We start from the raw sequence: 13739 nt of genomic DNA, 5'->3' as shown, positions 1-13739 counted from the left end.
ACGGGGCCCGTCCGGAACGCGGTCCCCTCCACGGGAGGATCATCGCGTACGGCTATGACAATGCGTCCGGAGCGATGACCAGGATGGCCACGTCGTCCTGGAAGACGCGCGTGTGCCGCGGCAGGTCGGTGTCGAGGAAGTCGACGACCTCGACGGGCCCGGGCGCCGGCCGCCCGGCGAAGCGGGCGTCGAGCCGGTCCAGCAGCGGATAGAAGGCCCCGTCCGGATCGCGGGCCTCGATCAGCCCGTCGGTGCACAGCAGCAGGACGTCGCCGTGGGCGACGGAGTGGGTGTAGGCGACGGGACGCTCGGACGACAGCGCCGCCAGTCCCAGCGGGAGGGAGGGCGGCCCGCTCAGGACGCGGACCTCGCCGCCGGAGATCAGAACCGGCTCGATGTGCCCGCAGTTGACGATCGTCACCCGGCGCGCGAGGTGGTCGTACTCGATCAGGGCCGCGGTGACGAAGAGTTCGTCGTCGGGGATCTCGGCGGCCTCGCGGGCGATGCACCGCTGCATGCTGGTGGCGACCGCGAGCAGGCCGCCGGGTTCGTGGGCGGCCTGGCGGAAGCAGCCGAGCAGGTCGGCGACGGTCCGCACGGCCTGCAGGCCCTTGCCGCGCACGTCGCCGATGACGGCGCGCTCGCCGGCCTCGGTGGCGCGGATGTCGAAGAGGTCGCCGCCGACCACGGCCTCCGCGGGGCGGTAGAGACCGGCCGCCAGCACATGCCCCACGCGCTGGGGCACGGGCCGCAGCAGGGTGCGCATCAGGGCCTCGGCGACCGAGTGGGAGTGGACCAACCGGGCCTGCTGGTGCCGCCGGTGGGCGGCCAGGGCGGTGCCGAGGACGCCGACCAGGGCGGTGGAGACGTACGCGCCGACGTAGTGGCGCTCGAACGCGAAGTGGGCCGGGCGGCCCGCGCAGCACACGGTGCCGGCCAGCACGCCCTCCAGCGCGGCGGCGAAGACGGTGATGGCGGCGACGGCGACGGGCCCGTAGGAGTAGGCCGCCACCACGGGCAGGGCGATGAGCAGGAAGCTCACCGGCCATTCCACGGGGGTGAGCGGTTCGAGCAGCAGGACGAACGCGACGTAGGCGGCGGGCATCCAGCGCATCCAGCCCGGCGTGGCGGGCTCCTCGAGGACGGAGTCGCTCAGTCTCACCGTGCGGTGCTCCCCGGCCGTGCCGGCGCCGCCCCGGTGTTGCCGGTTCACCTAATGCCCCCAGCGGAGTCGCAGCTCAGGGCCCACAGCGTGCCGCGGCCGGGCGGCCCGTACCGGCCATTACGCCGTCAGCGGCATGTCACAGACCGTCCGGCACGGTGGCCGTCGGGCCGGATATCCCCTCTACTGGGCCATGACGCAGCAGCAGGAGGAGACGCCATGCAGAAGATCACGACGTTCCTGTGGTTCGACGACCAGGCCGAGGAGGCGGTGGAGCACTACATGTCCTGCTTCGGCGACTCCCGCATCGTGGACGTGCGGCGCTACGGAGAGGCAGGCCCGGGCCGGGCGGGCGCGGTCATGACGATCGTCTTCGAGCTCGCCGGACAGCGCTTCATCGCCCTCAACGGCGGCCCCCAGTTCACGTTCAACGAGGCCGTCTCGCTGTCGGTCGACTGCACGACGCAGGAAGAGGTCGACGAGCTGTGGGCGAAGCTCTCCGCGGGTGGTGAAGAGGGCCCGTGCGGCTGGCTGAAGGACAGGTTCGGCCTGTCGTGGCAGATCGTCCCGCGCAGGCTCATGGAACTGCTCGGCGACCCCGACCCCGCCACGGCGGAGCGGGCCATGAAGGCCATGCTCGGGATGAAGAAGATCGACATCCAGGGGCTCGAGGACGCCTGCGGACAGTGAGCCGGAGGCGGTCGCGAGCACGCCGGGTAGGGTCAACGGCCATGAAAATACTCGTGCTTGGCGGTACCTCGTTCGTGGGCCGCGCCATCGTGGAGGACGCCCTGCGCACCGGCGCCGACGTGAGCCTGTTCCACCGGGGCAGGACCGGGGCCGGCCTGTTCCCCGGGCTGCCCCGGTTCATCGGAGACCGGGACACCGGCGACTACGAAGCCCTGCGCGAGGGCAGTTGGGACGCCGTCGTGGACGTCAGCGGCTTCCGTCCGCGCGACGTCCGGCAGGCGATGGACGCGCTCGGCGACCGCGTCGGCCGGTACCTGTTCATCTCCAGTCACGCGGTGTACGAGAGCGCAGGGCTCGCCCCCGGCTCGACCGAGGACACCCCGCGGCGCGAACCCCTGCAGGACGCCGAGGTCCTCGACAACCAGACCTACGGCCGGCTCAAGGTGGCCTGCGAGGACGCCGTCCTGGCCCGCTACGGTGCGCGGGCGACGATCGTGCGGCCGGGCAAGGTGGCCGGTCCGTACGACCCGACGGACACGTTCACGTACTGGGTGCGACGGGCCGCGCGCGGGGGACGGGTGGCGTTGCCCGCCGACCCGGAGCAGCCGGTGCAGGTCGTCGACTCGCGCGACGTGGCCCGCCTGGTGGTGCAGTTGCTCGCCGACGACCGTCCGGGAGCGTTCCACGCGGTGGGCCCGGCCGAGCCGGTCACGCTCGGCGGGCTGATCGGGACCTGCGCGCAGGTGGCGGGCACCGAGGTGGAGATCGTGCAGGTCCCGGCCGACGGCGTACCGCCCATGTTCCCGCTCGTGCGCCCGCATTGGCCGTCGCAGCAGCGCAGCCCGGCACGCGCCCGGGCGGCGGGGATGCCGGCCACCCCGCTGGAGAGGACGGCTGCCGACGTCCTGGCCTGGGACCGCGAGCGCGGCGAGCCGCCCTTGCAGCGCGGGTTCTCCCCGGAGGAGGAGCGGGCGTTGCTCGCGCGGCTGTCCGGCTAGGGCCTGTCCGGCGGATCTTCGTCGCGCGGCCCCGCAGCGCCCCGTAAGGGGCGCGGGGAACTGCGCGACCAGCCACGATGCACCCGCAGTCGAGGTTCCCCCAGCTACCTCCCCCAGCTACCGCTGGGGGTGCCCCCCCAGGAGGTGCCCCCAGGGGCTTCGCCCCGGACCCCAGAGGTAGTGCGTCGGCTGCAGGCCGTCGCTGGCTGGTCGCGCAGTTCCCCGCGCCCCTTACGGGGCGCACCGCACCCACGAGCGAAGATCCGCCGGACACGGCCTAGAGTGACCGCATGCCGCCCCTGATCATCTTCTGCCGTGACCCGCTCGCGCCCCGGCGCGTCGACCCGCACTTCGCCGACGAGGCGCAGGCCGCCCGCGGGCTGGGGCTGCAGGTGGCGCTCCTCGACCACGACGCGCTCCTCACCGGGGACGTGCGCGGTGCGCTCGCGGGGGTGCCGCGCGACGCCGGTGCGGCGTGGTACCGGGGCTGGATGATTCCCGTTGACCGGTGGGACGCGCTCGACGCGGCGCTCGCAGACCGTGGGGTCACGCTGCTCACGTCCGCCGAGCAGTACCGCCGGGCCCACGAACTGCCCGGCTGGTACGGCACGTTCGCCGAGGCCACGCCGCGCAGTGCGTGGTGCGCGACGGCCCCCGGCCGGGTGCCTGCCGCGGCGGAGCTGGCGGAGTGCGCCGCGGTGCTCGGTCCCGGTCCCGGCATCGTCAAGGACTTTGTGAAGTCGCGGAAGCACGAGTGGGACGAGGCCTGTTACGTCCCCGACCTCGCCGACACCGGCCGGCTCGCCGCGGTCGTCGCGCGGTTCGTCGAGCTGCAGGAGGAGTTCCTGGCGGGCGGCGTGGTGCTGCGCGCCTTCGAGCGGTTCGCGGACACCGGCGAGGCGCGGGTGTGGTGGGTGGACGGCGTCCCCGTCGTCACCACGGCCCACCCCGACACCCCGGACCGGCTGCCCGGGCCGGAACTCGCGGGCGTGGCACCCCTGGTCGCCGCCCTGGACTGCCGGTTCGTCACGACGGACCTCGCGCTGCGCGAGGACGGTGCGTGGCGGGTCGTCGAGGTCGGGGACGGGCAGGTCGGCGACTGGCCGGCCGGGACCGCCCCGGAGCCCCTGCTGCGCGCCCTGGCCGCGGCGGGGGAGACGGGCGCCTGCGGCGAACGAGTGAGCGTTCGGAACTTCCCCGCCTGAGAACGGTTACCCAGGTGACCTCCTCTCGGAGGGCATCCCTCGCAGGCGAAAGGCAAGAACGTGCTCAGGAAGGTACTCGCGACGGCCGCCCTGACGGCATCGGCGGCCGGTGTCATGGCCGCACCCGCCGTGGCATCGGGTGGCACCCAGGGACACGACGCGAAGAGCGAATTCGGCAGCACGCAGGCCGGGGGCAAGGACAGTCCCACACTGAGCATCCTGCAGGGCGCGCTCAACGATCCGTGCGTCGCCATCGGCCGCCTCAATGCCGATTCGCTCCTGTTGATCCTCAACATCGGGATCCAGGACGTTCCTGTCCTCTCCGCGCAGCATCAGTCGCAGTGCACCGAGAACTCCATCATCCAGGACGGCGACGACCAACTGTCGCACCTGCTGGATCGGATCCCGGTGGTGTCCGGAAACGGCTCCGGCAACGGCTGAGTCCGTCGGCACCGGCCGGAACCGGCCTCCGCGGGCTGCGGGGGCCGGCGTTCCGGTCGCCCGGGCCGGCGGGCAGAACGCGAAGTCACCCCGCTGCAGCCGCCGGGACCGGCCGCCCGCTGCAGCGGCAGGCGCACAGCCGTCGGCGTACGGCAAGGCCCGTCCGGAGTCCGGACATGCGGCCGCCGGGTGCGTGACGAGGACCCATACGATTACGACACATGCGTGCAACGGGCGGCCACGCACGGGCGCGTTGCCGTCTCGGCATGCGTCCGCGGTGTGCACCACGCCGCGGCACTGGCCTGAACCAGGGCTGGCCAGTGGGCGGTTCGTGACCCGGAGGGGCAAGGCGACGCCGCTGACGTGCTCGGCACAGGAGTGGAGTGGTTGCTCGGCGTCCGGTCGGCCGATGGTGCCGCGCTGACCCGCGAATCCCCGTCCGCGACGCAGTCGTGGCATTTCCTCTTGTCCAGCTGCGGGCCGTGTCACGACCCACGGCGGCACCAAGACGGCCCGGCTCACGGACGAAGCTGGGCAGGCACCCGATCCACTTGACATTCTCGGTCTGGCCGCCGACATGCTCGCCGTGGTCAGCGCCTGGCTGACCAAGCTGATGCTGGACGGCTGAGCACCGGAGCCTCGTCAGCCCGGCTGATCAGGCTGGGCGCGGGACGGAACTCGACCGCAGCGTTGGACTGCTTCCGACGACCGGCTGTTCACGGTCGTGGAGGGCTTCGCCGGACTGGGGAATTTCGAACCTCCGGCTCCTCGACTGGCTGGCTCGCCTGGCGTGGAACGTCGGCGGCGGCCCCGGCTTGGCCGTCGACAGGGCCATCGGCATCGCCTGGGCAGCCGTCACGATCGACGGCTTCCTTGGGTCGTTGAAGGGCGGTGGACGAAAGGAAGTGGTGGGTCCAGCAGGCGCTTGGGCTGCTTGTGGTGGCACGGGCCAGAATCCGCAAGACCGTTTCGCAGTCAGGAAGGGCGTTCACTTTCAGCAAATCTGCACGGAGTCACAAGTCATCCTGCTAGCTTGTGAGTTGTGACCACTCATGTGAAGCGGGCGTTCAAGTACCGCTTCTATCCGACTGATGCGCAGGCGGCGGAGCTGTCGCGTACGTTCGGGTGTGTGCGGAAGGTCTACAACATGGCGCTGGCCGCGCGGACCGAGGCGTGGGTGCTGCGGGCCGAGCGGGTGAATTACAACGCCACGTCGGCGATGCTGACTGAGTGGAAGAAGACGGAGGAGCTGGCCTACCTCAGCGAGGTCTCCTCCGTCCCGCTCCAGCAGGCGCTGCGCCACCTGCAGGCGGCCTTCACCGGTTTTTTCGCCAGGCGGGCTGGGTATCCGCGTTTCAAGTCGCGGAAGAAGTCGCGGAGGTCGGCGGAGTACACCACGAGTGCGTTCCGGTTCCGGGACGGCCGGCTCACTCTGGCGAAGATGGCGGAGCCCTTGGCGGTCGTGTGGTCCCGGCCCTTGCCCGAGGGGGCGGAGCCTTCGACGGTGACGGTCTCGCAGGATGCGGCCGGGCGCTGGTTCGTCTCCCTGCTGTGCGAGGACCCCGCAGTGCGGCCGCTACCGCAGACGGACATGGTGGTCGGTATCGACGCCGGGCTGGAGCACCTGCTCACCCTGTCCACGGGGGAGAAGATCGCCAACCCCCGGCACGAGCGGCGTGACCGGGCCCGGCTGGCGAAGGCCCAGCGGGCGCTTGCTCGCAAAGCCAAAGGGAACGGTGCCAACCGGGCCAAGGCCAGGCGCAAGGTGGCTCGTATCCATGCCCGGATCGCCGACCGCAGGCGTGATGTCCTGCAGAAGGTCACTACTCGGCTCGTGCGTGAGAACCAAACGCTCGTGATCGAGGACCTGTCCGTCCGGAACATGCTGAAAAACGGCAGCCTGGCCCGGGCGATATCGGATGCGTCCTGGCGGGAGTTCCGGAGCATGCTGGAGTACAAGGCCCGGTGGTACGGCCGCGAAGTGATCGCGGTCGACCGCTGGTTCCCCTCCTCCAAGCTGTGTTCCGTGTGCGGCGCCCTGCAAGTACGGATGCCGGTCAACGTCCGTACGTGGACGTGCGGCAGTTGCGGTACGACCCATGACCGGGACGTGAACGCGGCACGTAACCTCAAGGCCGCCGGGCTGGCGGTGTCGGCCTGTGGAGCCGGTGTAAGACCTCAACGGGAGCCCTCCCGGACGGGGCAGTCGGCGACGAAGCAGGAAGCCCTACAGCGCGAGCTATAGGAATCCCCCCTCGCTCACGAGGGGGGAGGAAGCCAAGGAGTCCGACAAGGACAACCCGGAGACCGGCGTCGTCCTCTCCGGCGGTCAGCGCCAACGGCTCGCGCTGGCCCGGGCGTTCCTGCGGGACCAGCGCGACCTGATGATCCTCGACGAGCCCTCGGCCGGCCTGGACGCCGAGGCGGAGCACGAGGTCCACACCGCCCTGCGGCGGCACCGCGGCCGCCGGACCAGCCTGCTGATCTCGCACCGGCTCGGAGCGGTGCGCGACGCCGACGTGATCGCCGTGCTGGAGGACGGCCGCATCGTCGAACAGGGCACGCACGACCGGCTCGTCGAGGCGGACGGACGGTACGCGCGGCTCTTCACTCTGCAGGCCACCGGCTACCGGGCCGCTGGACCCCCGGGCGACCCCGCGTTCACGGGAGACCTCCGGTGACGGCGGCGCCCGCACGACGGTTCCTGCCGGTCTGCGGGGCACTGGCCGCGGCCGGCCTGGCGGTGGCGGCGCGCAGCGTGGTGGTGGTCACCGTGCGCGGGGAGAGCATGGCGCCGGCCTTCCGCGACGGCGACAGAGTGCTCGTGCGGCGCGGCCGGCGGCCGTCGGTGGGCGAGGTGGTGGTGGCCGAACGCCCCGCGGCCGGCGGCACCTGGCCGGGGCCGCCCGTGCGCGCGTCGGACGGAGCGACGGCCGTGCAGGGGCGGGTGTGGCTGATCAAGCGGGTGGCCGCGGTGCCCGGCGACCGGATCCGCTTCCGCGGCACCGGCGGCGCGGAGCGCGTGCCGCCCGGCAGGCTGGTGCTGCTCGGCGACAACCGGGCCGTCAGCCACGACTCGCGGCACCTGGGGTACTTCCCGGCCGACCGCGTGCTGGGCCGGGTGCTGCGGTGGAGGTCACCGGCCTCCTGAGCACCGTTGCCCTCCGTTCATCCGGCGGTGGCCCGTCGTTCGGAATCCGGTCTTCCATTCACCGCCGTCATGCCCTCATACTGGGCCGCCCACGTCACTTTCGTTGAAAGATCCACGACAGAGTGCCCATACCCGTTTTCCTCCACGGCCGCTCCGTGCGGCTGGAGCCGCTCGGCGAGCAGCACATCGAGGCCCTGGCCGCCGCGGCCGGCGAGGACCGCAGCAGTTTCCTCTTCACCCCCGTGCCCAGCGGCGTCGAGGCGATGAAACGGTACGTCCACGACGCCCTGGAGGCCCGGGCGGCCGGCCGTGCGCTGCCCTTCGCCACGGTGCGGACCACGGACGGCGCGGTGGTGGGCTCGACACGGTTCTGCGAGCTGGACTACTGGCAGGGCCCGGTGCAATGGCCGCCGGCCCCGCGCGGACCGCTGGGAGATCCGCTCACCGCGGTGCCCGACGCGGCGGAGATCGGCGGCACCTGGCTCGCGGCGGGCGCCCAGGGCACGGGGATCAACACCGAGACCAAACTGCTCATGCTGCGCCACGCCTTCGAGACCTGGGGCGTCCGCCGCGTCTCGCTGCGCGCCGACGCCCGCAACCTGCGCTCGCGCGCGGCGATCGAGCGTCTGGGCGCGGTCCTCGACGGGGTCCACCGGGCCCACACCCGCGGCCTGGACGGCATGGTCCGGGGCACGGCCTTCTACTCGGTCCTCGACGAGGAGTGGCCCGCGGTGCGGGACGGGCTGGAGAAGCGCGTGGGGCGGCAGTTGCGTCCCCTCGTTCCAGCCGCGTAACAGGAGAACGCCCGAAATCTACCTATGTGTACCGGTCGCTTGTGAGGCCAGGTCCAGGTGTGTCACGGGATATGTGGATTCACTGAACTGACGGGGTGTATCACGCGGTAACAGGCACGTATTTGTGTGATGGAAGTGTGTGCGAAGATTCCGTCGCCCGGTCCGCTCGGGCCGGGAGGCAAGGAGTCACTACGTGAAGAGAAAGACGCTGAAAATCGCCGTCGGCGTGGCAGCGGCTGCGGGCGTGGGGGCAGTGCTGCTGCCCAGCACCTTCGCGAACGCGGGCGAGGCCCGCAACACCGTGGACAAGGCAACGGCCGCTTCCTTCGGCCGCATAGCCGACGACGTGATCACGCAGCGCTCGGCCGTGCTCGTCGACGGCAACCGTCAGGGCAGCCGAATAGAGACGAACGAGAAGAAGGTCCGTCTCTCCAGCCGCTGGGAGCGCAACGAGGAGGACGGTCTGTCCTCGCTGCGGACCCGTAAGAAGCGCCTCAACTCCCTCGGCGAGGCGTACACCGGGGCCGAGACCCGGGTCACCACGGACAGCACCTCGGTCAAGGGCGGCCGCGCCACGGTCGTCGTCACCGAGGTCACGGTCTACCACTACAAGCAGCTCCGTGGCGACGAGCCGCGCACCACGGGCTTCACGGCCCACCACGAGCTCAACTTCCACCGCGTGTCGGGCGGCAAGTGGGAGCTCGCGGACATGAAGCCGCTGGACGACGGCCCCCGGGCCATCAACCAGCCGCAGAAGACGCCGGCTGCGACGCCGGACAAGGGCGGTCCCCTCAAGGCCACGCCCGCGTCCATCGACTGGCCGGCGCGTTCGGTGCCCAAGTCCCAGAAGCCGGGCGGCTACGACTACAAGGCCATGGCCGCCTACGCGGAGAAGTACTGGCGGAACTACAACCCCCAGTACCGCGACTACAACGGCCAGGGCGGCGACTGCACCAACTTCATCAGCCAGGCCCTCAAGGCCGGCGGATGGAAGGACGAGGCCGGCTCGGCCTCGGACTCCCGCAAGTGGTGGTCCAACTCCAAGGCCGACTCCACCTCGTGGGTGGGCGTCAACGAGTGGTCGACGTTCGCCATGACCTCGAAGCGGGCGACCAGCCTGGCGAACGTCTACCAGATGGACGTCGGCGACATCCTGCAGATGGACTTCGAGGGCGACGGGTCCAAGGACCACTCCATGATCGTCACTTACCGGAGCCGGCTCGGCATCCCGTACGTGACGTACCACTCCACCAACACCTTCCGGAAGTCGGTGGCGAGCATCATCGCCGCCAACCCGGATTCGGTGTACTTCGCGTACCGCACCTGATGAACGGCACCGGTCGTGCGGCTCGCTCCCTGCGGGGCGGGGTGCACGGCCGGTGTGCCTTTGTCTGCGGGTCGGCTGTGGCTGATCGCGCCCACGCGGCGGAGCCGCATGACGTAACGGTCCCGCGCCCCTGACGGGGCTAGCATCCGCACATGGCTTTCGATCCCTGGTCTCCCGCCTTCGTCGCCGACCCCTATCCCGGCTTCGCCGAGCTGCGTGCTGCCGGACGGGTCCACTGGTTCGCCCCGAGCGGGCAGTGGCTGGTGCCGCATCACGCGGACGTCCGGGCCCTGCTGGGCGACCGGCGGCTGGGGCGGACCTATCTGCACCGCTTCACGCACGAGGAGTTCGGGCGCACCCCGCCGCCCGCCGCGCACGAGCCCTTCCACGTCCTCAACGACAACGGCCTGCTCGACCTCGAAGCCCCCGACCACACCCGGATCCGCCGCCTCGTGACGCAGGCGTTCACCCCGCGCACGGTCACCGCCCTGGCGCCCGTGGTCGAACGGCTGGTGCGCGAGCTGGTGGACGGTCTCCTCGCCGAGGGCGGCGGCGACCTGATCGCGGACGTGGCCGAGCCGCTGCCCGTGGCCGTCATCGCCGAGATGCTCGGCGTCCCGGAAGCCGACCGCGGGCTGCTGCGGCCCTGGTCGGCCGCCATCTGCGGGATGTACGAGCTCAATCCGGACGAGGCGACGGCACAGCGCGCGGTACAGGCCTCCGTCGAGTTCTCCGCCTACCTGCGCGAGTTGATCGCCGACCGCCGGGCCCGCCCGGCCGACGACCTGATCAGCGCCCTGGTGGCCGCCTGCGACGAGGGCGAGCGGCTGACCGAGCAGGAGGTGGTCTCCACCTGCGCCCTGCTCCTCAACGCCGGCCACGAGGCCACCGTCAACACCACCGGGAACGGCTGGTGGGCGCTGTTCCGCCACCCCGGCCAGCTCGCCGCCCTGCGCCGCGATCCTGCGCTCGTGCCGCAGGCGGTCGAGGAACTGATGCGCTACGACACCCCGTTGCAGCTCTTCGAGCGCTGGGTGCTCGACGACATCGAGATCGACGGCACCGTCATCGAGCGCGGCAGCGAGGTGGCCCTCCTGCTCGGCTCCGCCAACCACGACCCCGCCGTCTTCCCCGACCCCGAGCGCCTGGACGTGACCCGCACCGGCAGCGCCCACCTCAGCTTCGGCGCCGGGATCCACTACTGCCTGGGGGCGCCGCTCGCCCGGCTCGAACTCGCCGCGGTCTTCGGTGCGTTGCTGCAGCGGGTGCCGGACCTGCGACTGGTGGCGGAGCCGCAGTGGAAGCCGGGGTTCGTCATCCGGGGGCTGCGGGAACTGCGGGTGAAGTGCTGAAAACTCCACATTTCAGAGGTTGGTTACCTTTTCACCCTTCATGTCCTGAAGAGTGTGATCCACGCACACCGCCAGAATGATCAGCAGCGTCGGGTCCTCCTGGCTCATCACGTCGACGGCGTAGGCGTCGCGGATGGTGAACCAGCGCCGGGAGATGTGGGCCAGGGTGACGCCCTGGTCCCGGTCCTGGATGTCGAACTCCTTGTCCCAGAAGTTGCCGGCGATCCGCAGCCGCCGCCCGTCGCGCAGGCTCACCTTGAAGCGGTCCCCGAAGAACGTGAACGCCCGCTTGCTGATCCGCGCCTCCACCACGCCGTTCCGCTCGATGAGGATCGTGTGGTGGAGGGTGAAGAACTTCTTGACGATGCTGGCCACCTGGTTGTTCTGGGCGTCCACGAAGACGAAGGTGCCGCGCAGCCGGAAGAACTTCCTGTTGACCTTGAAAATCTTCTCCCGGTGCTCGGTCTCGACCCACGCCTCCTCGTGGAAGGCGAGCATGCGGTCGCGTACCAGATAGCGCATATTCCTGACCCCCGTTCACCACGCCCGTCCGGGCGGCGGCACTGTATCCCTTCCGAGCGTAGTCGGTCGGAGCGGGGGCTCCGTATGATCGAACACCCTGTACGCGATCACCGGGAGGCAGGACGGCCATGACCGACCGACGAGTTGTCATCGTGACCGGCGGGGGAACGGGCATCGGAGCCGCAACGGCGAGACTGCTGCGTGCCGCCGGGCACCGGGTGGTCGTCTCCGGCCGCAGGCCCGGACCGCTGCAGCGCATCGCCGAGGAGACCGGCGCCCTGGCCCACCCGTCGGACGCCGCCGACCCGGATGCCGCCCGGGCGCTGGTCGAGGCGGCCGTCTCCGCCTACGGGCGGCTCGACGGGCTGGTGCTCAACGCGGGGATCGGCCGCAGCGGCGCCGTCGGCGACCTCGCGGTGGAGGACTGGGAAGCCGTCATGAGCATCAACCTCAACGGCCCGTTCCACCTCATGCGTGCCGCTCTGCCGCACCTGTTGCAGGTGCAGGGCTCGGTCGTCGCCGTGGCCTCCGTCGCTGCTCTGCGCAACGGGGTCGGCAACGCGGCCTATGCCGCCTCCAAGGCGGCCCTGCTGCAGCTGTGCAGCTCGCTCGCGGTCGACTACGGGCCGCAGGGCCTGCGGGCCAACACCGTCTGCCCCAGCTGGATCCGCACCGAGATGGCCGACCGGCGCATGGCCCGCTTCGCCGACGAGGAGCAGCTGGGGGAGGGGGCGGAGGGCCTGGAGGCCGCGTACGAGGAGGCGGCCCGGCTCATCCCGGCCCGCCGCCCGGGCAGGCCGGAGGAGGTGGCGGAGGCGATCGGCTGGCTGCTGTCCCCTGCCGCCTCCTTCGTCAACGGTGCGGTGCTCACGGTCGATGGCGGGGTGACGTCCGTGGACCCCGGGACCGCGGGCTTCGCCTTCCGTATGGAGCCGCGGGGGAGGGGACAGGGCTGACGCTCCGTCAGAATCAACTGAGCAAGTTGCCTGGAGCTACGACCTGGTGTTGATCGCCTGCACATGCTTAGCATGGCCACCTGTTCAACGAGGTGGATCGCAGGAGGCGTTCGTGAGCACCGACCAGCAGTGGGACATCGTCTCGGGCATCGGCATCACCGCACTGGCGGTGGCGGCCGCCAGAGCCGTCGAGACCAGTCGGCCGGACGCCCTCATCCAGGACCCGTACGCGGTCCGCTTCGTCGAGGAGGCGCGGCCGCCCGTGCCGATGCCGACGACGGCTGCCGAGGCCGAGGCCGACGGTGCGCGGCGGTACTGGCCCGACACCTCCACGTACATCGCGGTACGGACCAGGGCCTTCGACGACTTCTTCCAGGAGGCCGTAGCGGCCGGCGTGACCCAGGCGGTGGTGCTGGCCTCGGGGCTCGACGCCCGGGCCTTCCGGCTGCCCTGGCCGGCGGGGACCGTCGTCTACGAGATCGACCAGCCGCTGGTCCTGGACTTCAAGCTGCGCGTCCTGCGCGAGCAGGGAGTGGCCGCCTCCTGCGAACACCGGCCGGTCGCCGTCGACTTGCGCAACGACTGGGCCACGGCGCTGGAAGCGGCGGGCTTCGACCGATCGCGGCCCACCGCCTGGCTCGCGGAAGGGCTCCTGCCCTACCTTCCCCCGGAGGCCGAGGAGGAGCTCTTCCAGGAGATCCACCGGCTCTCCGCCCCCGGCAGCCGTTTCGCGGTGGAGACCTTCGGCAACGTCGCGGCGGCGATGGGCAAATCGGCTGCGGACGGCAGCATCCGCAGCATGGGCGTCGACATCAGCGGCCTGATCCACACCGACCGGCGGCCCAAGCCGGCGGACCGCCTCGGGGACCTGGGCTGGCGCACGCGCAGCGTGGCGGCCGAGGAGGCGGCCGCAGCCCACGGGCGCCCGCTGAGTGACGAGTTCGCGAAGCGGGAGGCCGTGCACGTCTTTGCCCGGTTGCCTTAGCGCCCCGTAAGGGGCACGGGGAACTGCGCGACCATCCCCCAGCTACCGCTGGGAGGTGCCCCCAGACGCGCCCGCAGTTGCGGTTGTCGGGGCTTCGCCCCGGACCCCTGGGTGGTGCGTCGGCTGCGGGCCGGTGGGGGCTGGTCGCGCAGTTCC

At 71.3% G+C, this 13739-nt stretch carries 13 protein-coding genes and 1 pseudogene; 12 read left to right on the top strand and 2 right to left on the bottom strand.

Features of this window, described 5'->3' with window-relative positions; all coding sequences use genetic code 11:
- Window positions 1-52: 52 nt before the first annotated feature.
- Window positions 53-1162, bottom strand: a complete 1110-nt coding sequence (locus tag ACMATS_RS03060; protein ID WP_391152190.1) for a PP2C family protein-serine/threonine phosphatase — start codon at window positions 1160-1162, stop codon at window positions 53-55.
- Window positions 1163-1381: 219 nt separating this feature from the next.
- On the opposite strand from ACMATS_RS03060, the gene ACMATS_RS03055 reads away from it, so the two are divergent.
- The 10 genes and pseudogenes from ACMATS_RS03055 (at window position 1382) to ACMATS_RS03010 (ending at window position 11120) form a co-directional block, all read left to right on the top strand.
- Window positions 1382-1852, top strand: coding sequence for a VOC family protein (locus ACMATS_RS03055; protein WP_391152188.1), 471 nt, complete (start codon window positions 1382-1384; stop codon window positions 1850-1852).
- A gap of 41 nt (window positions 1853-1893) precedes the next feature.
- Entirely contained in the window at window positions 1894-2850 is a 957-nt protein-coding gene (locus ACMATS_RS03050; protein WP_414166778.1) for an SDR family oxidoreductase, read from the top strand.
- A gap of 290 nt (window positions 2851-3140) precedes the next feature.
- Entirely contained in the window at window positions 3141-4055 is a 915-nt protein-coding gene (locus tag ACMATS_RS03045) for an ATP-grasp domain-containing protein (RefSeq protein WP_414166777.1), read from the top strand.
- Between the two features lie 60 nt (window positions 4056-4115).
- Complete coding sequence (locus ACMATS_RS03040) at window positions 4116-4496, top strand: rodlin (RefSeq protein ID WP_390781597.1); 381 nt, start codon at window positions 4116-4118, stop codon at window positions 4494-4496.
- Window positions 4497-5538: 1042 nt separating this feature from the next.
- Window positions 5539-6741, top strand: coding sequence for an RNA-guided endonuclease InsQ/TnpB family protein (locus tag ACMATS_RS03035; RefSeq protein ID WP_414166776.1), 1203 nt, complete (start codon window positions 5539-5541; stop codon window positions 6739-6741).
- Window positions 6742-6778: 37 nt separating this feature from the next.
- Window positions 6779-7177 (top strand): annotated as a pseudogene (locus ACMATS_RS03030) (ATP-binding cassette domain-containing protein); the annotation flags it as partial.
- A complete protein-coding gene (locus ACMATS_RS03025; RefSeq protein WP_414166775.1) occupies window positions 7174-7647 on the top strand; it encodes a S26 family signal peptidase in 474 nt (157 codons plus the stop codon). The pseudogene ACMATS_RS03030 and the gene ACMATS_RS03025, both read left to right, overlap by 4 nt.
- Before the next feature lie 122 nt (window positions 7648-7769).
- Window positions 7770-8441 carry a GNAT family N-acetyltransferase gene (locus tag ACMATS_RS03020; RefSeq protein WP_390781591.1) on the top strand — a complete coding sequence of 224 codons (672 nt, stop codon included), beginning with the start codon at window positions 7770-7772 and terminating at the stop codon, window positions 8439-8441.
- A gap of 193 nt (window positions 8442-8634) precedes the next feature.
- A complete protein-coding gene (locus tag ACMATS_RS03015) occupies window positions 8635-9768 on the top strand; it encodes an amidase domain-containing protein (RefSeq protein ID WP_390781590.1) in 1134 nt (377 codons plus the stop codon).
- 152 nt (window positions 9769-9920) lie between these two features.
- Window positions 9921-11120 (top strand): cytochrome P450, encoded by a 1200-nt coding sequence (locus ACMATS_RS03010; protein WP_414166774.1) that lies wholly within the window; start codon window positions 9921-9923, stop codon window positions 11118-11120.
- Window positions 11121-11132: 12 nt separating this feature from the next.
- Here ACMATS_RS03010 and ACMATS_RS03005 read toward each other — a convergent pair whose 3' ends face one another.
- Entirely contained in the window at window positions 11133-11642 is a 510-nt protein-coding gene (locus tag ACMATS_RS03005; protein ID WP_390781588.1) for an LURP-one-related/scramblase family protein, read from the bottom strand.
- 128 nt (window positions 11643-11770) lie between these two features.
- Between ACMATS_RS03005 and ACMATS_RS03000 the strand changes: the two genes are divergently transcribed.
- Window positions 11771-12598, top strand: coding sequence for an SDR family NAD(P)-dependent oxidoreductase (locus ACMATS_RS03000; protein WP_390781587.1), 828 nt, complete (start codon window positions 11771-11773; stop codon window positions 12596-12598).
- A gap of 112 nt (window positions 12599-12710) precedes the next feature.
- A complete protein-coding gene (locus tag ACMATS_RS02995) occupies window positions 12711-13583 on the top strand; it encodes an SAM-dependent methyltransferase (protein WP_414166773.1) in 873 nt (290 codons plus the stop codon).
- Window positions 13584-13739 lie beyond the last annotated feature (156 nt).

Origin of the sequence: Streptoverticillium reticulum (assembly GCF_047456005.1) — a bacterium.
GTDB lineage: Bacteria > Actinomycetota > Actinomycetes > Streptomycetales > Streptomycetaceae > Streptomyces > Streptomyces reticulum.
Note: the sequence above shows the minus strand (reverse complement) of the source record. Positions and strands in the feature narration are given on the sequence as shown.